Raw genomic sequence first — 20,543 nt, 5'->3', positions numbered from 1 at the left:
CGGCCCCGCGGGAGTGAGGTCCGGGACCGGCTACCCCTTGGTCCTCCGGTCGCGCCAGGCCGGGGCGAGCGCGGCGAGCATCACCGCCGCGGTGAGCACGAACGCCCACGGGTAGCCCGTCGCGCCCGCGACCGCGCCGAAGGCGACGGCGCCGACGCCCATGCCCCCGTCGAAGGCGACGTTCCACAGGGCCGTCACGGTGCCGTACCCGGCGGGCGGCACCCGGGCGTACATCAGCGTCAGCGTCGCGTTCTGCGCGACGCCGAAGCCCGCGCCGAACACCGTGGCCCCGGCCACCACGGCGACCGGGCTGCCCGTCGAGGCCAGCAGCAGCACCCCGCCGGCGCAGACCAGCAGGGCGGGCAGCACCAGCCCGGACGCGCCCCGGCGGTCCCCGTACCGCCCGGCCAGCCAGCGGGTCGCCGTCGCGGCCGCGGGCTGGACCAGCAGCGCCGCCGCGACGGCGGCGGCGGACGGCACGGCGAGCGGCAGGAAGGTGACCAGGATCCCGGCCGCCAGCGCCGTCGCGCCGAACACCACGGCCGGGCGCAGCAGCGCGCCGCTGCGCAGCCCCTCCCGCAGGCCCAGCGTCGGCCCGTCGGCCCGGGTGCGGTCCGGCAGCGCCGGGACGGAGACGACGCCGGCCAGCGGCGCCGCCGCGCCGATCGCGAACACCCAGCCCCAGCCGACGTGCTGGGCCAGCCAGACACCGAGCGGCTGACCGGCCAGGGCGGTCAGCCCGGAGACCAGCCCGACCAGGGCGAGCCCCTCGCCGCGCCGTTCGGCCGGGATCAGCGCGGCGGTCAGCGCCCCGCCCGCGACCAGCGCGACGGCGAAGCCGAGCCCGCGCAGCAGGCAGACCGCGACCACGGCCGCCATGCCGCCGGTCCAGGCGAGCGCCAGGGTGGGCGCGCCCAGCAGCACCAGCCCGGCCGCCAGCGCCCAGCGGTGGCCGAACCTCGCGGTCAGCGACGGGGTGGCCAGCTCGCCGACCACGGTGGCGAACATCAGCGCGCCGGTGGCCAGACCCGCCGCGTGCTCGCCGCCGCCGGACTCCTGGGCGTACAACGGGACGGCGGAGAGCAGCAGGTTGAACCCGGTGGTGCAGCCGAAGAGGGAGACGAGGCGCACCAGCAGCGCCCACGTCACCAGCGGCGGCCGGGCGCGGCCGGAGCCCGCCGCGGAGGCGGTGGTGGTGGTCACCCGGCGACGCTACCGGCCCGCACGGGCCGCCGGTAGGCCCCACCGAAGCCACCGCGACACCGCCGGGACGCCGTCGGAGCCCCGGTCGGACCCGCGCCGAGGCCATAGGCCAGCCCTATGACCTCATAGATCATCACCACCTACTTCCCAGGTCATCCGTAGGGTTTGCTACAAAGGTTCAGACCACGTTTGCATCGCGCCCGACCGGAGGACCACTCGTCATGCCCCGCCCGATCCGAGTCGCGATCGTCGGAGCCGGCCCCGCCGGCATCTACGCCGCGGATGCCCTGCTGAAGTCCGACGCCGCCCAGGACCCCGGTGTCTCCATCGACCTGTTCGAGCGGATGCCCGCCCCGTTCGGTCTGATCCGCTACGGGGTCGCCCCCGACCACCCGCGCATCAAGGGCATCGTCACCGCCCTGCACCAGGTGCTCGACAAGCCCCAGGTCCGGCTGTTCGGCAACGTCGACTACCCGAACGACCTCGCCCTGGACGACCTGCACCGCTTCTACGACGCCGTGGTCTTCTCCACCGGCGCGATGGCCGACCGCGCCCTGGACATACCCGGCATCCACCTCGACGGCTCCTACGGCGCGGCCGACTTCGTCTCCTGGTACGACGGCCACCCGGACGTGCCCCGGACCTGGCCGCTGGAGGCCGAGAAGGTCGCCGTGCTCGGCGTCGGCAACGTCGCCCTGGACGTCGCCCGGGTCCTCGCCAAGACCGCCGACGAGCTGCTGCCCACCGAGATCCCGCCGAACGTCTACGAGGGCCTGCGGCGCAACCGGGCCGTCGAGGTGCACGTCTTCGGCCGCCGCGGCCCCGCCCAGGCCAAGTTCAGCCCGATGGAACTGCGCGAGCTGGACCACTCCCCCACCATCGAGGTGATCGTCGCCCCCGAGGACATCGAGTACGACGACGGCTCGATCGCCGAGCGCCGCGCGGTCAAGCACGTCGACCTGGTCGCCTCGACGCTGGAGAACTGGGCGATCCGCGACGTCGGCGACCGCCCGCACCGGGTGTACCTGCACTTCTTCGAGTCCCCGGTCGAGGTGCTCGGCGAGGACGGCAAGGTGGTCGGCCTGCGCACCGAGCGCACCGAGCTGGACGGCACCGGCAACGTGCGCGGCACCGGCGCCTTCACCGACTGGGACGTCCAGTCGGTCTACCGCGCGGTCGGCTACTACTCCGACGAGCTGCCCAAGCTGCCCTTCGACCCGGCCTCGGGCACCGTCCCGCACCAGGCCGGACGGGTCCTGGACGGCGACGGCTCGCACCGCACCGCCACGTACGTCACCGGCTGGATCAAGCGCGGCCCGGTCGGCCTGATCGGCCACACCAAGGGCGACGCCAACGAGACCGTCGCCTGCCTGCTGGACGACCACGCGGCCGACCGCCTGCCCGGCGCCGTCGAGCCGGACCCGGCGGCCGTCGAGGAGCACCTGCGCGCGCAGGGCGTCCGCTTCACCACCTGGGACGGCTGGAAGCTGCTGGACGCCCACGAGCGCGCGCTCGGCGAGGCCGAGCAGCGCGAGCGGGTCAAGGTCGTCGAGCGCGAGTCCATGCTCCGCCACAGCGGGGCCTGAGCCACGGCGGGCCCGGGCGCCTGAGCCCGGGCCCGACACGGACCGCCACCGCCGTCGCCGAATCCCACGGGAATTCCCTCCGGAACACAGGAACACACCCGTGGGGTTCCGGCGGCGGCGCGCGGATTTCCCGGCGTACCCGGGAGCACCCCCGTCAGGGGCGGACGATCGGCAGCAGCAGCTCGTCCACGATCTCCGCCGGATCGAGCTGCGTCGCCTCCCCGCCGCACATCTTGATCCGGTACAGCATCAGCGCCGGCACCAGGTCGGTGACCAGCGGGGTGACCGCCCCGGGGCGGACCTCGCCGCGCGTGGTGCCGCGGTCCAGCACCTCGGCGAGCAGCGCCGTCGTCGGCTCGACCACCCGCTCCAGCACGATCTCCACGAAGGCGTGCGCCCGCTGGTGGTCGAGTTCGCTCATGATGGCCCGCACCGCGGCGCCCAGCTCGCTGACCATCGCCGCCCGCAGCCGGGTCACCACCTCCAGCAGGTCCCCGCGCAGGCTGCCGGTGTCGGGGGCCGGACCGGAGGGCGGCAGGCTGGCCCGCAGCGCGTCCATGACCAGCTCCTCCTTGGAGGACCAGCGGCGGTAGAGCGCGGCCTTGCCGGTCTGGGCGGCGGCGGCCACCCCCTCCATGGTGAGCCGGGCGTAGCCGTCGGTGGTGAGCTGTTGGAGGACCGCCTCGTAGATGGCGCTCTCCAGCGCCTCGCCGCGCCGCCGCAGCGGGGCGCCCGTCACCGGTCCGTGTCCGGTATCCGTCTCAGCGGTCATGGTTGCGCACCTTCTTCAATCGCCTTTCCTCGATCCCCGTCGCTCCCCGCATTCGCCCGCGGATCTCCGGGAAATCCCTGGTCGGCCGCGCGCACGGTGAAGCATTTCGTATATCACGGACATCGCGGGGGGCCACTGTCGATGTTAGTGAACGAACCCGTTCCCGCCGACGCCGCATAACAGAATTTCGATCATGCGTTCGATCCGGTGGAGTTCCCGCACGTCGGGACCGGGACAGGACCGTGGCCTCATGCGGCTGGGGCGGGACGGGCGGTGGCATGGGGGTGCGGGTTGAAGCGGACCGCCTGCGGAACCCCGTGGAGGACCCCATGACCGACAGAACGGCCAACACCGCGCTGATGGCCGCCGGCGTCGCCGCGGTCTTCGCCGCGGTGAGCATCGCCGCCGCCCTCCGGGCGTGCAAGTGCCCGGTCCGGGGCGGCGAGAGCGCCTCGGAGGCGGGACGGAGCCACCGTCCCGGCCCCGGCAGCAGCTCTTCCCCCGGCAGCCACCCCCACGGCTGCACTCCCCCCAACTGCCATTGACCCCCTCGTCCTCCCCATCCTCGGAAGCACCGATCCCGCCCCCGGCCGTCACCCGTCGCGCCGGGGGCCTCTTCGTTGGCCCCGGGCCGGGAAGGACCAGCCCCTCAGCCGCTCGCGGGCCTGCGCGGGAGCACCGCGTGCACCCGGGTGCCGCGCCGCAGGGCGTCCACGGTGCAGCTGCCGCCGATCTCCGCGGCCCGCTCCGACATCGACTGCAGCCCCACCCCCGGGTGCACCGCGAGCCCGTGGTCCGGGCCCCGCCCGTCGTCCTCGACCTCGAGTTCCAGGTGCCCGGCGTCCACCCGCACGGACACCGTGGCGCTGCTCGCCCGGGCGTGGCGCACCACGTTGTTGAGCGCCTCCGCGGTGATCCGGTAGACCGCGACCTCGACGGCGGCGGGCAGCCCCGGCAGCGGGTCGGGCTCCAGCCGGGTGGCGACGGCGAGGTCCGGGCCGCTGAAGGTCTCGGCGAGCCGGCCGAGCGCAGTGGACAGGCCGTAGTCGCCCAGCGCCGTGGGCCCGAGCCGGTCGGTGATCCGCCGGACCTCCCGGACCGCCGTGGCGAGGTCGTCCGCGACCCGGTCCAGCACGCCGGAGAAGAGCGCCGGGTCGTCCACCGCGGCGGCGGCCTGGAGGCGCAGCCGCAGCCCGGCCAGCAGCGGGCCGAGGCCGTCGTGGATGTCCCGGCGCAGCTGGCGCCGCTCCTCCTCGCGGGCGGCGACGATCCGCTCGCGGCTGGCCCGCAGGTCCGCCATCAGCTGGAGCGAGGCGACGGCGGGCGCGGCCTGGTCGGCGAGCGAGCGCAGGATGTCGCGGTCGCTGTCGTCGAGCGCCCGCTGCCCCGGGCGCGGGGCGACGGCGAGCCGTCCGATCCGCTCCCCGCGGTGCACCAGCGGGAAGCCCTCGCCGCCGCCGGAGAGCTCCCCGACGGCCGCCAGCGACCGTTCGCCGCTCCGCGTGGATACGGTCAACTCCACGCCGGGGAGCAGCAGTTCCTCACTGACGGTGCGGCACAGCACGGCCGGCACCTCCTGCGGGTCGACGGTCTGGCTGACCCTCCCGGCGAGGCTGCGCAGCACCTGGTACGGCTGGGCGCGCGAGCCGTAGTACCAGCGGTCGACGACGCCGGAGGCCCAGCGCACGCCCCGGGGCAGGCCGGTCGCGAGCAGGAAGACCGCGGCGACCACCACCAGCGCCCCGAGGCCGGTCCCGGGCATCAGCATGGTGGAGAGCAGGCAGGCCACCACCACGAAGGCCACGGCCAGCCCGGCGGCCACCAGCAGGCCGGTCAGCACCCGCCGGGCGGCCCGGTCGAGCCGCCAGGACCCGTCCCGGACCACCACGGCGGCCAGGGTGAGCGTCCACAGCGCCGAGGTGACCGCGAACGCGGTGTACGCGGCCGTGCCCTGGTCGAAGTAGTAGCCGAGTTCGGCCCCGCCCCACAGCAGGTACACCCCGAGGCCGATCAGGACGTTCTGCCGGCGCCGCCGGGACGCCCCGCGGATCCGCGCGAGCGGGACGAGCACCACCAGGACGGTCAGCGCGACGTACACGACGAGCTGGGTGTCGAGCATCCGGTCGTTGAAGCCCTGCAGCAGGTGCGCGAGGCCGCTGCCCGCGAACGGGTTGGGCCGGCCGAACACGGTCGGCTCGGAGACGTAGTAGCTCGCCGGGGGCAGCCGCCACAGGGCCACGGCGCCGATCGCGAACCACCACCGCCTGCTCGGCAGCGTCCCGAACGGCAGCCACAGCGGCAGCGCGTGCCACAGGGCTCCGCTGACGGTGTCGCACAGCGACGACAGCACCACCACCGCCCCGACCATGCGCGGGTCGCCCCCCTCGACCCAGATCGGGGCCTCGGCCGCGACTGGGAGGATCGTCGCCGCCCCGTACACGAGCAGCACCCAGCCGAGCTGGTTCCCCGGCCGGTGGGCGTGCAGCAGTACTCCACCGGCGACGGCGGCGAGGCCGTACCCGAGCACCGCCAGGTCGTGGGTGGGCACCGAGACCCCGGGCGCGCCGAGGTGGCTCAGCACGTACCCGACCCACAGCCCGCCGGCCACCACGCAGACGAGCGCGCACAGCCCGGCCGCGGCCAGTTGTCGCTCCGCAGGACCGGACCGAGGCCGCCACCAGGCTCTTCGCACGCTCTCCGCAGCCATGAGTCCGCCCCTTCGTCGTCGGGCTCCCGCATATCCCTGAAGTCTGCTCCACCCGTTGTCCCGGGTGCATGAGGCAGCGGCCCCCCGCCGGCCCCCGTGACAGCCGGAGGGCCTCGGCGGCGTCCGCCTGACGGACCGTGCGCGGGCCCGGCGGTCCTGCCGACCCGCGCCGCCACCGCCCGGCGGTCCTCGCCGTACGTCACCACCGGCACCGCCGCGGCTCGGCCCCGGGAGGCGGCGGGCGCGGCGCCCGCCGATACTGGGGCCGCGACCTCCCAGGCCACCCGACACCCCCGGAGGAACCATGGACTACGGTCTCGGCGTACGGCTCGACCGGCCGTTCGCGCAGGCGGTGGAGGCGGTCACCGCCGCGCTCAAGGAGCAGGGCTTCGGCGTCCTGACCACCATCGACGTCCGGACGACGCTGCGCGAGAAGATCGGCGCGGAGGTCGAGGACTACCTGATCCTCGGCGCCTGCAACCCCGCCCTCGCCCACCGCGCGCTCCAGGCCGACCGCCGGATCGGGCTGCTGCTGCCCTGCAACGTGGTGGTCCGGACGGACGGCGACGCCACGGTGGTGGAGGCCGTCGACCCGCAGACGATGGTCGCCCTGGCCGGGTCCGGGGGCGGGCTGGGCGAGGTCGCGGACGAGGCGGCGCGGCGGCTGAACGCCGCCCTGGACACGCTGCGCGGATGAGGAGCAGACCATGACCGCACCCGTCGTCGCCGGATTCGACGGCTCGCCCGAGAGCCTCGCCGCCACCGAGTGGGCCGCCCGGGAGGCGCGGCGCCGCGGCTGCCCGCTGGACCTCCTGGAGGCCTGGCCCTGGCCGCACCGGGACGTGGTCGGCAGCGAGGAGACGTACCGCGACGCCCTGGACCGGCTGGAGCTGCGGGCGCGGGAGCTGCGCCCGCTGGCCGGCGACGGGCCGGTCACCTCGGCGATCGTCCCGACCGACCCGGCCGAGGCGCTGGAGGCCGTCGGCAAGTCGGCCGCCCTGCTCGTCCTGGGCTCGCGCGGGCTGGGCGCGGTGCGCGGCTTCCTGGTCGGCTCGGTGAGCCAGGAGGTGCTGCGCCGGGCGGGCTGCCCGGTGGTGCTGGTCCGGGCCGAGGCGGAGGAGTCGGAGGGCCCGGTGCTGGTGGGCCTGGACCTCGCCCATCCGATGGACGACGTGCTGGCCTTCGCCTTCGACGCGGCCGCCCGGCGCCGGGCTCCGCTGCGGGTGGTGCACGTCTGGTCACCGCCGGTCTCCAGCCAGTACACGGCACTCGAGGCCGTCGGCGGGCTGGGCGAACTCGCCTCCGTCGACCGGGCCCGGTTCGCCGAGCAGGTGACCCCCTGGCGGGAGCGCCACCCCGAGGTGTCGGTGACCGCCGACCTGATCCAGGGCAGCGCCTCCGTCGCCCTGGTGGACGCGGCGGCCGGGGCCCGGCTGCTCGTCGTCGGCCGCCGCGTCCGCCGCACCCTCCTCGGCGCCCACCTCGGCCCGGTCGCCCACGCCGCGATCCACCACGTCCGGTGCCCGGTCGCCCTCGTCCCGCACGGCTGACCGGGGCCCCTGGCCACCGGGTGCCGCGGCGGTCAGACTGCTGCGGAGAATATCGCGACGGGCATGACAAGGTGCTCCGTCCGACCATCACCGACGACGGAGGCAGTCACCGTGCAGCGCATCGGCATCATCGGAGTGGGCGAGATCGGCCGGGCCATCGTGATGGGCCTGCGCCACGGGGAGGAGCCCGGGCCGGAGGTCCTGCTCTCCCCGCGGGGTGCCCGCACCGCCGCCGAGCTGGCGGAGCGCTACGACGGCGTGCGGGTGTGCGCCGACAACCAGGAGGTGGTGGACGGCTCCGACCTGGTGATCGTCGCCCTGCGCCGCCAGGACTGGCGGGCGGCCCTGGCCGGGCTGGTCGTCCCTGACGACCGGGTCGTGGTCAACGTGATCCCGGGCGTCGCCTCCGAGGAGTTGCGCCGGGTGCTGGCCACCGGCGCCGCGCTGACCCACGCGATCCCGCTGCCCACCGTCCGGGAGCGCCGCTGCCTCACCGTCGTCCAGCCCTCCCACCCGGACGCGGACGCCCTGTTCGAGCTGTTGGGCGGGGCGCTGCCGGTCGCGGACGAGGCGGCCCTCAACGTCCTGTCCGCGGTCACCTCGACCCAGACCACCCACTACGCGTTCCTCGCCACGCTCGTCTCCTGGGCCACCGGCCAGGGCATCCCCGCGGCGGACGCCGACCGCTTCGTCCGCGGCCTCTACCAGGACGTCGGCCGCTCCCTGGCCGACGGGACCCGCTCGCTGGAGCGGCTCGCGGCCGAGCACGAGACCCCGGGCGGGAGCAACGAGCGGGTGCGCACCACCTGGTTCGACCAGGCGAACTCCGGGGCCCTGCGCGGCACCCTGGACGGCCTGGTCGGCGACCTCCACGGCGGCCACCGGTAGGGCGGGAATTCCGGAGCCGCGGGCTCCGGGGAGGGCCACAGTTCCGGACCCGACCGGACCGCGCCGTATCACGTCCGGCTGACGACCGTTAGCATGACGGGTATGACGCCGGTCGTTGGCGTCGGTTCGCACAGAATCCACAGCGGTGTTGAGGAGTTGACGATGAGTCGCGCTTTCCCTCTGTCCCGGACGACCGGTCCCGTTTCCGAGGAGGAGCGACGCACAATCCTCGCCGCGCCGGGCTTCGGCAAGTTCTTCACCGACCACATGGCCTCGGCCACCTGGACGCCCGCCGAGGGCTGGCACGACCACAAGGTCACCGCCCTGGCGCCGTACTCGCTGCACCCGAGCGCCGCCGTGCTGCACTACGCCCAGGAGATCTTCGAGGGGCTGAAGGCCTACCGGCACGCCGACGGCAGCGTCTGGCTGTTCCGCCCGGAGTTCAACGCCCGCCGCTTCGCCCGCTCCGCCGAGCGGCTCGCCCTGCCGGTGCTGCCGGAGGAGGACTTCCTCACCAGCGTCGAGGAGCTGGTCCGCGCGGACGAGGCGTGGGTGCCCAGCTCCCCGGACGAGAAGAGCCTCTACCTGCGGCCGTTCATGTTCGCCTCGGAGGCCTTCCTCGGGGTCCGGCCCGCCGAGCAGATCGCCTACTCGGTCATCGCCAGCCCGGCCGGCCCGTACTTCGCGGGCGGGGTCACCGGCATCACGCTCTGGGTGAGCAGCAACTACACCCGCGCCGGGCGGGGCGGCACCGGCGCCGCCAAGTGCGGCGGCAACTACGCCTCCAGCCTGGCCGCGCAGATCGAGTCTCGGAAGAACGGCTGCGACCAGGTGCTGTTCCTGGACGACACCGGCGGCGAGGGGGACCTGGAGGAGTCCGGCACGATGAACCTGTGCCTGGTCACCTCGGCCGGCGAGCTGGTCACCCCCGCCCTCGGCAACATCCTCGACGGGGTGACCAGGGACTCGATCCTGTCCCTGGCGGGCGAGTTCGGGCTGACGCCGGTGGAGCGCCCGATCACCCTCTCCGAGCTGCGCTCCGGTGCCGCCGACGGCACGGTCACCGAGGTGTTCGCCGCCGGGACGGCCGCGGTGGTCACCCCGATCGTCGGCTTCAAGGGCGAGTCCAAGGGCGAGGGCTACGCGTTCACCATCGGCACCGGCACGCCCGGCAAGCAGACCCTCGCGATCCGCGAGCACATGCTGGACATCCAGTACGGGCGTGCCGAGGACGTCCACGGCTGGATGCGCCGGGTGGTCTGACCTCCCGGTGGGCGGCCCCGACCGGGCCGCCCACCCCGCCGGGGCCGCTCGGCTCCAGCGGGCCCGACCAGCCAAGGCGGGCCCGATCAGCTCCCGGGCCGGCCCGGCTCGGCGGCGGGCACCACGACCTCGCGCTTGAGGATCTTCCCGGTCGGCCCCTTGGGCAGCGCGTCGACCGTCCACACCAGCCGCGGGTACTTGTACGGGGCCACCCGCTCCCGGACGAAGCCCCGGATCTCCTCCGGGGTCGCCGCGGCGCCCTCGCGCAGCACCACGGCGGCGGCCACCTCCTGGCCGTGGGTGGGGTGGGGGACGCCGATCACCGTGGCCTCGGCCACCGCCGGGTGCTCGTACAGCACGTCCTCCACCTCCCTCGGGTAGACGTTGAAGCCGCCGCGGATGATGACGTCCTTGCGGCGGTCGACGATCCGGAAGTCGCCCCGCTCGTCGCGGGTGCCGAGGTCCCCGGTGTGCAACCAGCCGTCCCGGACGGTCCGCGCGGTGGTGTCCGGCCGGCCCCAGTAGCCCTTCATCACGTTGTGGCCCCGGATCACCACCTCGCCGACCGTGCCGTCCGGCACCTCCCGGCCGGACTCGTCGACGATCCGCATCCGCACCCCCTCGACCGGGATGCCGATGGTGCCCGCGATCCGCTCCCGGTCGCTGCGGTTGGCGCAGGCCAGCGGCGAGGACTCGGACAGCCCGTAGCCCTCCAGCACCACGCAGTCGAAGTCGGTCTCGAAGCCGCGCAGCACCTCCGGCGGCATCGGCGCGCCGCCGCCCAGGCACACCCGCAGCGAGGAGACGTCGTGCCCGGCGCGTCGCGGGTGGGTCAGCATCAGGGTGTACATGGTCGGCACGCCGAGGAAGACGCTCACCCGGTCGCGCTGGATCACCGCGAGGGCGGCCAGCGGGTCGAAGCGCCGCACCAGGGTCAGGCAGGCCCCGACGGCCACCGCGCAGTTGAGGCCGATCACCTGGCCGAAGGAGTGGAACAGCGGCAGCCCGCCGAAGATCACGTCCCGTTCGACCAGGCCCAGCACCTGGATACCGGCCCGCACGTTGCACACGATGTTGCGGTGGGTCAGCTCGGCGCCCTTGGGCGCCCCGGTGGTGCCGGAGGTGTAGAGGATGACCGCGGTGTCCTCTCCCCCGCGGCCCCCGGCGGCGGTCGGCGGGTGGGCCGGCTGCTCCGCGAGCGCCGCCGCCAGGGCGGCCGGCTCGACGGCGACCAGCCGGGTGCCGGTGCGCCGCGCGCCCTCGGCCGCCTCCTCGTCGCCCGTGTGCCAGGCGAGCAGCACGGCGGGCCGGGCGTCGCCGAGGCAGTGCTCGATCTCCCGGGCCTTCAGCAGCGGGTTCATCGGGACGACCACCGCCCCGGCGCGCAGGATGCCGTAGTACAGCACCGCGAACTCCGGCACGTTGGGCAGCAGGACGGCCACCCGGTCGCCGGGCGCGACGCCGAGCGCGGCCAGCCAGTGCGCGGCCCGGGCGCTGCGCGCCTCCAGGTCGGCGAAGCTCAGCACCTCCTCGTCGAGCCGCAGGACGGGGTGGGCCGGGCAGCGCGCGGCGGTCGCGGTGAGCAGGTCGGGGATGCCGTGCGGAAGGCCGGGCGCGCCGGGCGGCAGGTCGGCGCTGCGGTCGGACGGGGCGGGGACGACGGACATGCGGGCACTCCTCGGTCTGGTCCCTATACGGTCGGGCGGACGCCGCCGTGCGGAGCCGCGTCCGCTCCGGCTTCGGCGGGCGCAGCGCCGCCCGCGGCCTCGGCGGCGGCGAGCATCCACGGGGCGATCCGCTCCACCAGGCCCCGGTTGTGCCGGATCCAGCGGAAGTGGTCCAGCGCCCGGCCGTCCGCCTGCTCGGCGGTGTAGCTCCAGCGCTCCACCCGGGCCGAGGGAAGCTTGGCGCACAGGTGGTCGACGGCCCGCGGCGGGGCGAGCTCGTCGCCCTGCACGTCCACCGCCAGCACCGGCAGGTCGACCCGGGCCAGCGCCCGTTCGTAGTCGGTGACCGCGCCGCGCACCCGGTAGCGGCCGGTGCGCATCTGCCGCGCCCAGTCCCGCATCAGCCGGGGCGACTCCCGGCCGCCGAAGCCGAACCGCTCGCCCGGCCAGTGGCCGACCACGGCCGAGGCGACGATCGAGAACTGGCTCAGCGCCAGCCGCCGCAGGCCCGCCCGTACGCCGAAGGTCCGGTACCAGGCCGATCCGCTGGCCACCAGCACCGCGCCGGCCAGCCGGGGCCGGAACACCCCGCAGTGCACCAGGCCCAGTTGCCCGCCCAGGCTGTGCCCGAGCAGCAGGCGCGGCGCGCCCGGGAAGGCCCCGGCCACCGCGTCGAGCACCGCCCCGAAGTCCTGTTCCACCAGCTCGCGGAAGCCGAAGGCGACCCCGTGCCGGGGCACCGGCCGGCTCTCGCCGTGGCCGCGCAGGTCGCAGGTGGCCACGCTGAGCCCGGCCGCGTGCAGGGCGCGGACCAGCGGGGTGTAGTGCCGGGCGGCCGTCCCCATCGCCGGCAGGACGACCACCACCGGGGCGGCCGGCTCCGGCCGGGCCAGCGCCCGGACGGTGATCCGGGCCCCGTCCGGCGCGGCGATCTCGGCGATCACGGGGAACCGGGGGGTCTTCACGCCTCCGCCTCCCCGCCGGCGCCGGGCCGCCAGCCGATCACCCCGGCGCCCCAGGTGATGCCCGCCCCGAACGCGGCCAGGCCGAGCAGCTTCGGGCCGTCCAGCAGGCCCTCCTCGCGGGCGTGGGTCAGGCCCAGCGGGATCGAGGCCGCCGAGGTGTTGGCGACCCGGTGGACGTTCAGGTAGAGCCGCTCCGGGGGCAGTCCGACCTCCTTGCCGACCGCGCGCACGATCCGGGCGTTGGCCTGGTGGGCGACGAACAGGTCGAGGTCCTCGCAGGTCAGGCCGCGCCGGGTGAGCACCTCCCGGGTGGCCTCCGACATCTTCTCCACCGCGTGGTCGAACACCTCCCGGCCGTCCATCCGCAGCTTGCGGTCGTCCCGGTCGGCGTAGAGCAGCGGGATCTGCTCGCCGTCGCTGCCGAGCGAGAAGCACGGGTCGGGGGCGCCGGGCACGTCGGCGACCACCGCGGCGCCGGCGCCGTCGGCGAGCAGCACCGCGGTGCCGCGGTCCTCGTGGTCGGTGATCCGGGTCAGCGCGTCGGCGCCGCAGACCAGCACCGCCCCGGCCCGGCCGGTCTCGATCAGCGCGGCGGCGTGGTCCAGGCCGTAGACGAACCCGGCGCAGGCCGCGTGCAGGTCGAAGGCGGTGGCCTGCGGCATGCCGAGCCGGGCGGCGACCTCCACCGACACCCCGGGGGTGACCCGGTCGGGGGTGATGGTGGCGACCACGACGTGCCGGATGCTCGCCGCGGTGCGCCCGGAGCTGCGCAGCGCCTGCTCGGCGGCGGCCACCACGAGGTCGGCGAGCCGGCCGTCCGGCGGGAGGAAGCGGCGCTCCTCGATGCCGGTCCGTTTGACGATCCACTCCGGGGAGGCGCCGATCCGCTCGAAGTAGGCGTTGGGGACGACGCGTTCGGGCAGGGCGGCGCCCACCCCGACGATGGCGGGCGTCATGCCGCGCCTCCTTTCGCGAAGGCCGGTCCGGTGCCCATCCGGACGGCGTGCATCCCGCCGTCGGCGTGCAGGATCTCCCCGCTGACGGTGGCGGCGAGGTCGGAGAGCAGGAACAGCACCGGTCCGACCACCACGGCGGGGTCGGTGCGGTCCCAGCCGAGCGGGGCCTCGGCCTGCCAGCGGTCGGCGATCCGGTCGAAGGTGCTGATCGCCTGCCCGGCGACGGTCTCCACCGGGCCGGCCGCCACCAGGTTGACCCGGATGCCGGACGGGCCGAGGTACATCGCCAGGTACCGGCAGACCGCGCCGAGCGCCGCCTTGCTGACGCCCATCCAGTCGTAGCCGGCCCAGGCGCCGCTGGCGTCGAAGTCCAGTCCGACGACGCTGCCGCGCCGCCCGTCCGCGCTGAGCAGCGGGGCGAGCGCGGTGGCCAGCGAGTGCAGGGAGACGGCGGCGGTGCGCAGCGCGAGGCCGGCGGCCTCCGGCGGGGTGGTGAGGAAGTTGCCGCTCAGCGCCGTCTGCTGGGCGGCGGCGACGGCGTGCAGCACGCCGTCGACCCCGCCCCAGCGCTGCTCCAGCTCCTTGGCCAGCCGGGCGAAGTCCTCGGGCCGGGTGACGTCCAGCTCCAGCACCTCGGCGGGGCGGGGCAGGACGTCCGCGGCCAGTTCGGTGATCCGCCGGGCCCGGCCGAAGCCGGTGAGCAGGACCTCGGCGCCCGCTTCCTGGAGCGCCCTGGCGGTGTGCCAGGCGATGGAGTCCTCGTTGAGCACCCCGGTGATCAGATAGCGGCGTCCGTGGAAGCCGAGCATCACTCCTGGCCTTTCGTCGTACCGGTCGTACCGGGTGCGTCGGCCGCCGCCAGCACCAGGGCCGCGTTGTGTCCGCCGAACCCGAAGGAGGTGGAGAGCCCGGCCCGCCGGCCGCCGGGCAGGGCGGGGGCGGCGAGCGGGGTGGCGTGGCGGATCAGGTTCAGCGGGCCGAGCTTCTCGTCGGGCTCGCGCAGCCCGACGGTGGGCGGGGCGGTGGCGTGGCGCAGCGCCTGCAGGGTGGCGATGGCCTCCACGGCGCCGGCCGCGCCGAAGAGGTGGCCGGTGCAGGACTTGGTGGAGGAGAGCGGGACGGCGTCCAGGGCCGGTCCGAGCGCCAGGCGCAGCGCCTCGCACTCGGAGCTGTCGTTGAGGACGGTCCCGGTGCCGTGGGCGTTGAGGTAGCCGAGCTGCCCGGGGGCGACGCCGGCCGCTTCGAGCGCCAGGGTGACGGCGCGGGCCGCGGGCCCGCCGGTCGGGTCCGGGGCGGTGAGGTGGTGGGCGTCGCAGGTGGAGCCGTAGCCGAGCACCTCGCCGAGCACGGTGGCGCCGCGGGCGGCGGCGCCGGCCTCGGTCTCCAGGACCAGGATTCCGGCGCCCTCCCCGATCAGCAGGCCGTCCCGGTCGCGGTCGAAGGGCACCGAGCGGCCGCTCTCGGAGAGCGCCCCGGCGGTGCGGAAGGCGGCCCGCACCAGTTCGGAGGTGGAGGCCTCGGCGCCGCCGACCACCACGGCGTCGGCGGCTCCGGCGGCGAGCAGCAGCAGGGCGGTGCCGATCGCCTGGGTGGCGCTGCTGCACGCCGAGGCCAGGCAGAGCGCCTCGCCCCGCAGGCCGTGGCGCTGGGCGATCTGCGAGGCCGCGGCGTTGGCCATCATGGCGGGCACCATGAGCGGGGAGACGAACTCCCCGCCCTGCTGCCGGAGCACCTCGGCCTGCGTCTCGAAGCTCGCCGTCCCGCCGAGCGCGCAGCCCACCACGCAGGCGACCCGCTCGGCGGGGTAGGGCGGCGGGCCGTCCGTCCATCCCGCCTGGGCCAGGGCCTCGGCGGCGGCCACGAGCGCGAGCTGGGTGAAGCGGTCGGTGCGGCGGATCTGCTGGCGCGACAGGTGGTCGGCGGGCCGGAAGTCCCGGCACAGTCCGAGCCCGTCGGCGAGCCCGCTCTCGCCGGCCACCGCCCGCCGGTGCAGCTCGTCGGCGCCCACGCCCAGCGGGGTCACCGCGCCCAGGCCCGTGACGACGGCCCGGGGCCTCACTCCAGCCCGGCCTTCCGGCGGCACAGGTCGAGCACCTCGCCGACGGTGTACAGCTGGTCGAAGTCCTTGGGCTTCACCGGGATGCCCAGCTGCTTGCGGATGGACTGGCTGAGCTCGACCATGTCGAGCGAGTCGATCTCCAGCTCGTCCAGGGCGGCGTCGTCGACGATGCCCTCGCGTTCGACGCCGAGGTCGACGAGGGCGTCGACGACGAAGTTCTCGATGGCGGTGCGGTCCAGTGTGTCGGGCATGGCTCTCCTCGTCCGCGCGGGGCGGCGGTGGCGGTGCGGGGGACGTACGGGCGGTGCCGTACGGGCGGCGGGCAGGGGGGGCGGGCTCAGAGCGCCGGGCCCGCCTTGCTGGCGTGGTACGGGGACCAGTGCCACTGCTGCCAGTAGCTCTCGGCGATGTCCAGCCACTGCTCCAGCCGGGCGGCGTCGTCCAGGAAGCGGTTGGCGCTGACCACCAGCCAGCTGTAGACGGCCTGGCTGTCCCGGCAGCCGCCGCAGTCGCCGGAGGTGCAGCAGAACTGGAGCGACTCGTAGTCGGCGCCCCAGACGTTGAAGCCGGGGATGACCGGGTTGCCGTTGGCGACGCGGTCCTCGTGCTCGGGGGCGTCGACGCTGAGGCTCGGGCAGACGTCGTAGCCGAACCGGCCGCCCCAGTGCGTCCGGCCGGTGACCAGGGTCCGGATGAAGTACGGGTGGCTCACCACCGCCTGCGGGTACAGGTCCTTGACCCGCTGCGCCTCGTCCAGCACCCGCTGCTCGTTGGCGATCTTCAGCGGGGTCTCGGTGCCGTGCTCGCTGTAGAAGTTGAAGGTGACGATGTTGCCGTTCTCGGCGATCTTCCGCACGGTGGGCTCGATGTGCTCGACCCCGGCCTCGGAGAGCGCGTAGATGAACAGCACCCGCTGGTCGTCGCGGTAGTGCTTGAGCGCGGTGTCGAACAGGCCGGTGAACTTGGAGCCGTTGACCCGGATCGCGCGCAGGTCGTCGTCGAGCGGGCCGCCGCCGAAGATGCTGACCGCGATGGCGATCTTCTCGAAGCCCTGCTTGGGCATCGGGCGCAGGCCGTTGGTGGAGATGGTGATGTACGGCAGCTGTTCGACGAAGGCCTCGACCCGGCGCGGGACGAGGGTGGGCTCGCCGCCGATCAGGGTGGCCTGGTTGACGCCGTCGTCCGCCAGCTTGCGGGCGAAGGCCCGGATGCGGTCCAGGTCGGACAGCTCCTTGACGGCCGTGTCGAAGCCGCCCTCGAAGTACCAGCAGCCCTTGCAGCGGATGTTGCAGGTGTTGGTGAGGTGGACCTCGCAGGAGCGGACCTCGCGCCCCAGCCGGCGCAGCCGGTGCAGGCGTTCGGCCAGGTCGGGCCGGTCGGCGATGAGTTCGGCGGTGCGCGCCTTGGCCTCGCGTCGGCTCAGCGGGCGTTGTTCGATGGTGACGGGTGTTGCCATGGCGATGGGCTCCTCGGGAGTGGCGGGATCGGCGTGCTGCTGTTCCCGCTACTCCGGGAGGCGCAGTCCCAGGTTCTTGATGCGCGGGGTGACCTTCTCCCGCCACAGGTCGCAGGCCTCGCCGTTGGTGGTCTGCCGCAGGCCGAAGCGGACGGCCAGCCTGGCGCGCTCGGAGCGCGGGCTGCCGAAGATCCGGATGAACGTCGGCCACAGCCGGTCCAGGGCCTGCTGGAGCTGCTCGCGGCCGTCGTCGGTGGCGGCGAGGTTGCGGCACACCCGGGCGCCGTGGGCGATGTGCACCTTCTCGTCGAGGATGATCGTGCGCACCGCGTCGGCCCAGGGCCGGTAGCTGCTCTGCGCGAACTCGGAGATCATCACCATCGCGGTCTCCTCGCCGATGTAGGAGAAGATCCCGCGCTCGGCCCAGGTGGTGCAGGTGTGGAACTCCTGGGCGCGGAACAGGTTCCGGTCGGCCAGGGTCTGCTTCTCCATGTAGGTGGTGTCCACGCCGACCTCCGCGAGGACCCGCTTGCCGATCTTGTAGTGGTCGTACTCCTCGGCGGCGCGCTCCGCGCAGACCTGCCGCTCCTCCGCGTCGGGGGCCAGCGGCAGAAAGACCTGCACGTAGTCGTCGCCGCCGGAGAGCTCGCCCTCGGTGTTGACCACCATGCCGCGGATGGCGATCTCCCGGTACTCCTCCGGCATCGCCAGGAACTCGTCGGGAGTACGGACCACCACCGCCTCGTCGTCCAGAATGGAAATACCCATGGCGCAACACCCCGTCTCTGAAGCAGGACTCTGAAGCAGGACATGGTCGGGCATGAACGGGTGGGGGCCCGTTTTCCACCGAGGCCCCTGACGACCACAAGGAAAATGACGCCGCCCCCCAGCGGCCGGCGGAGTTCCGCATCGGCTCCGCTGAACTTCCTCGGAGAGTAGGTGCTGCATTTTGGGCCGAACAAGGTCCCTTACGAATCGTGCCGAGCGGATTCGGCCACCGGACGGCACCGGAGCGGCCGGTTCCGGCCGTCACGACACCGCCAGGACATGCGCAATTATCATGGCCGCAACGGATCTTGGCGGTTGACCACGGCAAACGAAGCTGGCCGGAAGCGGGCCTGGACCGCCCCGGGCGCACCACCGGGCAGACGGTTACGCTGAGCCCCATGACCACCGACTCGAACACGGCGGTCGCCACCGTCGACGTCCTCCTGGGCCCCGATCAGCTCAATGACCTGATCACCGGCCAGTTCCCCGACTACGCCGCCTGCCGGGTGACCGGGGTGGACGGCCGGACCCTCACCATGGCCGTGGACGGCGACCGGCTGCGCACCCGCCCGGGCGGCACCGTCTCGGGCCCGGAGCAGGCCGGCCTGTGCGACCTGGCCGCGTTCCTCCTGATCAACGCCCGGCTCGGGCCCACCCTGATGGCGCTGACCAGTTCGCTGCAGATCAGCTTCCTCAACCGGCCGCGGCCCGGGGCGCTGCGCGTGCACGCCAGGACGGCCAAGTTCGGGCGCCGGCTGTGCGTGGTGCTGGCCGAACTGCTGGACGCCGACGAGGTCCTGGTGGCCAGCGCCACGCTGACCTACGCGATCCCGCCGGCCCGCCCCGAGACGGCCTGACGGCCCCCTTCCCTCCGCTCCCCGCACCACGGCTTCGCCCTGCCGCCGCTCCGACCCCGGCGGCCGGACGAATCCGACATCACGAATACGGGGTGGGGTATATTGGCGGCATGGCTCCGCCCCTGGGAGCCCGGAGAACGGAGCACGACATGTGCCGACGAGTCGCCTGCCGCACCTGCGGGAAGCCGGGCTTCGCCGGGTGCGGAATGCACGTGGAGCAGGTCCTGGCCGGGGTGCCGAAGTCCGCCCGGTGCGACTGCGCCGAGCAGGGCCGCAAGGGCAAGGGCTGGCTCGGCAGGCTGTTCGGCCGCAGCTGATCCCACCCCGCGCCCGCCCCCACCCGGAGCGCACTCCCGTCCGTACGCCAACAACTGGCCAGCGTGGCGTAAAAGGTGACAGTAAGTCGGCCGAGTTCACGATCTTTCGGACAGGAGACGATCTCGGTATTGATCTACGGACCGGTCACCTCTAGGTTGCGGTGCAATGTCACACTGAGCCGCCCTACGGCGTCCCCGGGGGGAATACCGTGCCGGACACCGCACTGGATGCACCGCAACTCGCCACGACCAAGCTGCCCCGGCCCTTCTACCGGCTGGCCGCGGGCGATGCCCTGAACACCTACGGCAGCCAGCTCGACCTCGTCGCGCTGAGTCTGTTCGCCTACGAGGCCTCCGGGAACGCGCTCGGCACGGCCGGGTACCTCGTCCTGCGACTGTCCGGCGGCCTCGCCGGCGGGCTGGTCGCCGGACGGCTGGTGGCCCGGCTGGACCGCCGGCGGCTGATGACGGGCTGCGCCCTGGCCCAGGCGCTGGCGCTGGTCGTCGTCGCCCTCGTCCCGGCCTCGCTGCGCATCCCCGTCCTCTACCCGCTCGCCGTGGTCCTCGGCGGCGCCGCCGCCGTGGCCGCCGTCGCCCTGCGGACCAGCATCCCCGAGATGGTCGGCGCCGAACGCCGCGCCCGCGCCAACAGCCTGATGGCGAGCTGCCGTTCCACCGCGATGGTGCTCGGCTTCGCCTCCGCGGGCGTGGTGGTGGCCTGGGCCGGCTTCCGGGCCGCGCTGCTCATCGACGCGACCAGCTTCGTCCTGTTCGGGGCGCTGGTGGTCCGGCTGCCGCTGCCCACCCGGGCCGCGAAGGCGGAGGAGCCCGCGACCCCGCCGGAGGATCCCGCCCCGACAACCGGCAAGCGCCGCCCCCGCTGGCAGGCCCTGGTCGTCCTGCGGGCCGCCCCCGTGGTGGGCGCCATGGCGGGGATCCGGCTGCTGGACGCCTTCGGCTCCTCCGCCCACAACATCAGCCTGCCGGTCTTCGCCAACCAGTCGTCGCCCGACAACCCGGCCGCCCTGCTCGGCACCTTCTGGGCCACCTGGGCGATCGGCAACCTCGGCGCCCAGCAGCTGGTCTCCCGGTTCATGCTGCGCCGGGGCATCGAGCCCGGCGAGCGCGGCTTCGCGCTGGGCACCTGTCTGATGTCCGCCTGCTTCATCCTGGTCTTCACCGACCTGCCGACCCCGCTCTTCCTGCTGGTCGCGATCGGCGCCGGCCTCGGCGACGGCTTCACCGAGATCTCCTACACCACCCGGATCCAGGCCCTCGCCGACGAGCGGCGCGGCGAGGCCTTCGGCATCCTGACCTCCGCCGAGAACGTCGGCATGGGCACCGGGATGCTGCTGAGCGGCTCGCTGCTCGCGGTGCTCAGCCCGCTCACCGTGGTCGGCGTCTCACACGCCGTCCCGATCGTGCTGGCGCTCGCCTTCCTGGTGATGGTCGCCCGCGCCCGCCGCCGCTGAGCAGACGGCACACTTCCACCCGCCACCGCACACCACCGCACGTCCGCGGACACCTCC

20 protein-coding genes are annotated in these 20,543 nt (G+C 74.4%); 9 read left to right on the top strand and 11 right to left on the bottom strand.

All coding sequences use genetic code 11. The features are described 5' to 3' along the window. Positions 1–30: 30 nt before the first annotated feature. Positions 31–1,203, bottom strand: a complete 1,173-nt coding sequence (locus tag ACFVU7_RS27775; protein WP_388047711.1) for an MFS transporter — start codon at positions 1,201–1,203, stop codon at positions 31–33. A gap of 221 nt (positions 1,204–1,424) precedes the next feature. Here ACFVU7_RS27775 and ACFVU7_RS27770 point away from each other — a divergent pair, with 221 nt between their 5' ends. Continuing rightward, the gene (locus ACFVU7_RS27770) at positions 1,425–2,789 is read left to right on the top strand and encodes an FAD-dependent oxidoreductase (protein WP_388047709.1); all 1,365 of its coding nucleotides are present in this window, start codon (positions 1,425–1,427) and stop codon (positions 2,787–2,789) included. Between the two features lie 154 nt (positions 2,790–2,943). On the opposite strand, the gene ACFVU7_RS27765 is transcribed toward ACFVU7_RS27770, so the two are convergent. Beyond that, a complete protein-coding gene (locus tag ACFVU7_RS27765; protein WP_049657543.1) occupies positions 2,944–3,561 on the bottom strand; it encodes a TetR-like C-terminal domain-containing protein in 618 nt (205 codons plus the stop codon). Between the two features lie 329 nt (positions 3,562–3,890). On the opposite strand from ACFVU7_RS27765, the gene ACFVU7_RS27760 reads away from it, so the two are divergent. After that, positions 3,891–4,106, top strand: a complete 216-nt coding sequence (locus ACFVU7_RS27760; protein WP_380782290.1) for a hypothetical protein — start codon at positions 3,891–3,893, stop codon at positions 4,104–4,106. A gap of 104 nt (positions 4,107–4,210) precedes the next feature. On the opposite strand, the gene ACFVU7_RS27755 is transcribed toward ACFVU7_RS27760, so the two are convergent. Beyond that, positions 4,211–6,268: an ATP-binding protein gene (locus ACFVU7_RS27755; RefSeq protein WP_388047707.1), complete on the bottom strand. Its 2,058-nt coding sequence runs from the start codon at positions 6,266–6,268 to the stop codon at positions 4,211–4,213. A 304-nt stretch (positions 6,269–6,572) separates the two neighbouring features. Between ACFVU7_RS27755 and ACFVU7_RS27750 the strand changes: the two genes are divergently transcribed. From ACFVU7_RS27750 to ACFVU7_RS27735, 4 genes are all read left to right on the top strand, one after another. Further along, entirely contained in the window at positions 6,573–6,965 is a 393-nt protein-coding gene (locus tag ACFVU7_RS27750) for a DUF302 domain-containing protein (protein ID WP_375877642.1), read from the top strand. 10 nt (positions 6,966–6,975) lie between these two features. Continuing rightward, positions 6,976–7,818 carry a universal stress protein gene (locus ACFVU7_RS27745; protein WP_074003118.1) on the top strand — a complete coding sequence of 281 codons (843 nt, stop codon included), beginning with the start codon at positions 6,976–6,978 and terminating at the stop codon, positions 7,816–7,818. Between the two features lie 111 nt (positions 7,819–7,929). After that, positions 7,930–8,706 carry an NAD(P)-binding domain-containing protein gene (locus ACFVU7_RS27740; RefSeq protein WP_388047705.1) on the top strand — a complete coding sequence of 259 codons (777 nt, stop codon included), beginning with the start codon at positions 7,930–7,932 and terminating at the stop codon, positions 8,704–8,706. 162 nt (positions 8,707–8,868) lie between these two features. Further along, entirely contained in the window at positions 8,869–9,969 is a 1,101-nt protein-coding gene (locus ACFVU7_RS27735; protein ID WP_049652417.1) for a branched-chain amino acid aminotransferase, read from the top strand. Between the two features lie 86 nt (positions 9,970–10,055). Here ACFVU7_RS27735 and ACFVU7_RS27730 read toward each other — a convergent pair whose 3' ends face one another. From ACFVU7_RS27730 to ACFVU7_RS27695, 8 genes are all read right to left on the bottom strand, one after another. After that, positions 10,056–11,636, bottom strand: coding sequence for a long-chain fatty acid--CoA ligase (locus tag ACFVU7_RS27730; protein WP_388047704.1), 1,581 nt, complete (start codon positions 11,634–11,636; stop codon positions 10,056–10,058). A 23-nt stretch (positions 11,637–11,659) separates the two neighbouring features. Then, positions 11,660–12,601 carry an alpha/beta fold hydrolase gene (locus ACFVU7_RS27725; RefSeq protein ID WP_388047702.1) on the bottom strand — a complete coding sequence of 314 codons (942 nt, stop codon included), beginning with the start codon at positions 12,599–12,601 and terminating at the stop codon, positions 11,660–11,662. Beyond that, complete coding sequence (locus ACFVU7_RS27720) at positions 12,598–13,557, bottom strand: 3-oxoacyl-ACP synthase III family protein (RefSeq protein WP_388047700.1); 960 nt, start codon at positions 13,555–13,557, stop codon at positions 12,598–12,600. The genes ACFVU7_RS27725 and ACFVU7_RS27720 overlap by 4 nt, the downstream gene beginning before the upstream one ends. Then, positions 13,554–14,366, bottom strand: coding sequence for an enoyl-ACP reductase FabI (gene fabI / locus ACFVU7_RS27715; RefSeq protein WP_388047698.1), 813 nt, complete (start codon positions 14,364–14,366; stop codon positions 13,554–13,556). The genes ACFVU7_RS27720 and fabI overlap by 4 nt, the downstream gene beginning before the upstream one ends. Beyond that, entirely contained in the window at positions 14,366–15,616 is a 1,251-nt protein-coding gene (locus tag ACFVU7_RS27710) for a beta-ketoacyl-[acyl-carrier-protein] synthase family protein (protein WP_388047696.1), read from the bottom strand. Before ACFVU7_RS27710 ends, fabI begins: the two co-directional genes overlap by 1 nt. Next, positions 15,613–15,867, bottom strand: a complete 255-nt coding sequence (locus ACFVU7_RS27705; protein WP_049652425.1) for an acyl carrier protein — start codon at positions 15,865–15,867, stop codon at positions 15,613–15,615. Before ACFVU7_RS27705 ends, ACFVU7_RS27710 begins: the two co-directional genes overlap by 4 nt. An 86-nt stretch (positions 15,868–15,953) precedes the next feature. Continuing rightward, the gene (locus ACFVU7_RS27700) at positions 15,954–17,072 is read right to left on the bottom strand and encodes a radical SAM protein (RefSeq protein ID WP_388047694.1); all 1,119 of its coding nucleotides are present in this window, start codon (positions 17,070–17,072) and stop codon (positions 15,954–15,956) included. A 48-nt stretch (positions 17,073–17,120) separates the two neighbouring features. Continuing rightward, positions 17,121–17,840 (bottom strand): Phenylacetic acid catabolic protein, encoded by a 720-nt coding sequence (locus tag ACFVU7_RS27695; RefSeq protein ID WP_181970378.1) that lies wholly within the window; start codon positions 17,838–17,840, stop codon positions 17,121–17,123. A 398-nt stretch (positions 17,841–18,238) separates the two neighbouring features. On the opposite strand from ACFVU7_RS27695, the gene ACFVU7_RS27690 reads away from it, so the two are divergent. The 3 genes from ACFVU7_RS27690 to ACFVU7_RS27680 all read left to right on the top strand — a co-directional run bounded on the left by ACFVU7_RS27690 (position 18,239) and on the right by ACFVU7_RS27680 (position 20,486). Further along, positions 18,239–18,697, top strand: a complete 459-nt coding sequence (locus tag ACFVU7_RS27690; RefSeq protein ID WP_388047692.1) for a PaaI family thioesterase — start codon at positions 18,239–18,241, stop codon at positions 18,695–18,697. Positions 18,698–18,846: 149 nt separating this feature from the next. Further along, the gene (locus tag ACFVU7_RS27685) at positions 18,847–19,014 is read left to right on the top strand and encodes a hypothetical protein (RefSeq protein ID WP_181970379.1); all 168 of its coding nucleotides are present in this window, start codon (positions 18,847–18,849) and stop codon (positions 19,012–19,014) included. A 209-nt stretch (positions 19,015–19,223) separates the two neighbouring features. Further along, positions 19,224–20,486, top strand: coding sequence for an MFS transporter (locus ACFVU7_RS27680; protein ID WP_387828955.1), 1,263 nt, complete (start codon positions 19,224–19,226; stop codon positions 20,484–20,486). Positions 20,487–20,543 lie beyond the last annotated feature (57 nt).

Origin of the sequence: Kitasatospora sp. NPDC058046 (assembly GCF_042885595.1) — a bacterium.
GTDB lineage: Bacteria > Actinomycetota > Actinomycetes > Streptomycetales > Streptomycetaceae > Kitasatospora.
The sequence above is the reverse complement of the archived record's forward strand: the minus strand, read 5'-3'. Positions and strand labels throughout refer to the sequence as shown.

Excerpts from the sequence above, each read along its gene's own strand:
- ACFVU7_RS27755 (WP_388047707.1), bottom strand. The coding sequence starts at position 6,268 with ATGGCTGCGGAGAGCGTGCGAAGAGCCTGGTGGCGGCCTCGGTCCGGT.
- ACFVU7_RS27750 (WP_375877642.1), top strand. The coding sequence starts at position 6,573 with ATGGACTACGGTCTCGGCGTACGGCTCGACCGGCCGTTCGCGCAGGCG.
- ACFVU7_RS27690 (WP_388047692.1), top strand. The coding sequence starts at position 18,239 with ATGACCACCGACTCGAACACGGCGGTCGCCACCGTCGACGTCCTCCTG.
- ACFVU7_RS27745 (WP_074003118.1), top strand. The coding sequence starts at position 6,976 with ATGACCGCACCCGTCGTCGCCGGATTCGACGGCTCGCCCGAGAGCCTC.
- ACFVU7_RS27735 (WP_049652417.1), top strand. The coding sequence starts at position 8,869 with ATGAGTCGCGCTTTCCCTCTGTCCCGGACGACCGGTCCCGTTTCCGAG.
- fabI (WP_388047698.1), bottom strand. The coding sequence starts at position 14,366 with ATGCTCGGCTTCCACGGACGCCGCTATCTGATCACCGGGGTGCTCAAC.
- ACFVU7_RS27730 (WP_388047704.1), bottom strand. The coding sequence starts at position 11,636 with ATGTCCGTCGTCCCCGCCCCGTCCGACCGCAGCGCCGACCTGCCGCCC.
- ACFVU7_RS27705 (WP_049652425.1), bottom strand. The coding sequence starts at position 15,867 with ATGCCCGACACACTGGACCGCACCGCCATCGAGAACTTCGTCGTCGAC.
- ACFVU7_RS27760 (WP_380782290.1), top strand. The coding sequence starts at position 3,891 with ATGACCGACAGAACGGCCAACACCGCGCTGATGGCCGCCGGCGTCGCC.
- ACFVU7_RS27720 (WP_388047700.1), bottom strand. The coding sequence starts at position 13,557 with ATGACGCCCGCCATCGTCGGGGTGGGCGCCGCCCTGCCCGAACGCGTC.
- ACFVU7_RS27770 (WP_388047709.1), top strand. The coding sequence starts at position 1,425 with ATGCCCCGCCCGATCCGAGTCGCGATCGTCGGAGCCGGCCCCGCCGGC.
- ACFVU7_RS27695 (WP_181970378.1), bottom strand. The coding sequence starts at position 17,840 with ATGGGTATTTCCATTCTGGACGACGAGGCGGTGGTGGTCCGTACTCCC.
- ACFVU7_RS27765 (WP_049657543.1), bottom strand. The coding sequence starts at position 3,561 with ATGACCGCTGAGACGGATACCGGACACGGACCGGTGACGGGCGCCCCG.
- ACFVU7_RS27685 (WP_181970379.1), top strand. The coding sequence starts at position 18,847 with ATGTGCCGACGAGTCGCCTGCCGCACCTGCGGGAAGCCGGGCTTCGCC.
- ACFVU7_RS27700 (WP_388047694.1), bottom strand. The coding sequence starts at position 17,072 with ATGGCAACACCCGTCACCATCGAACAACGCCCGCTGAGCCGACGCGAG.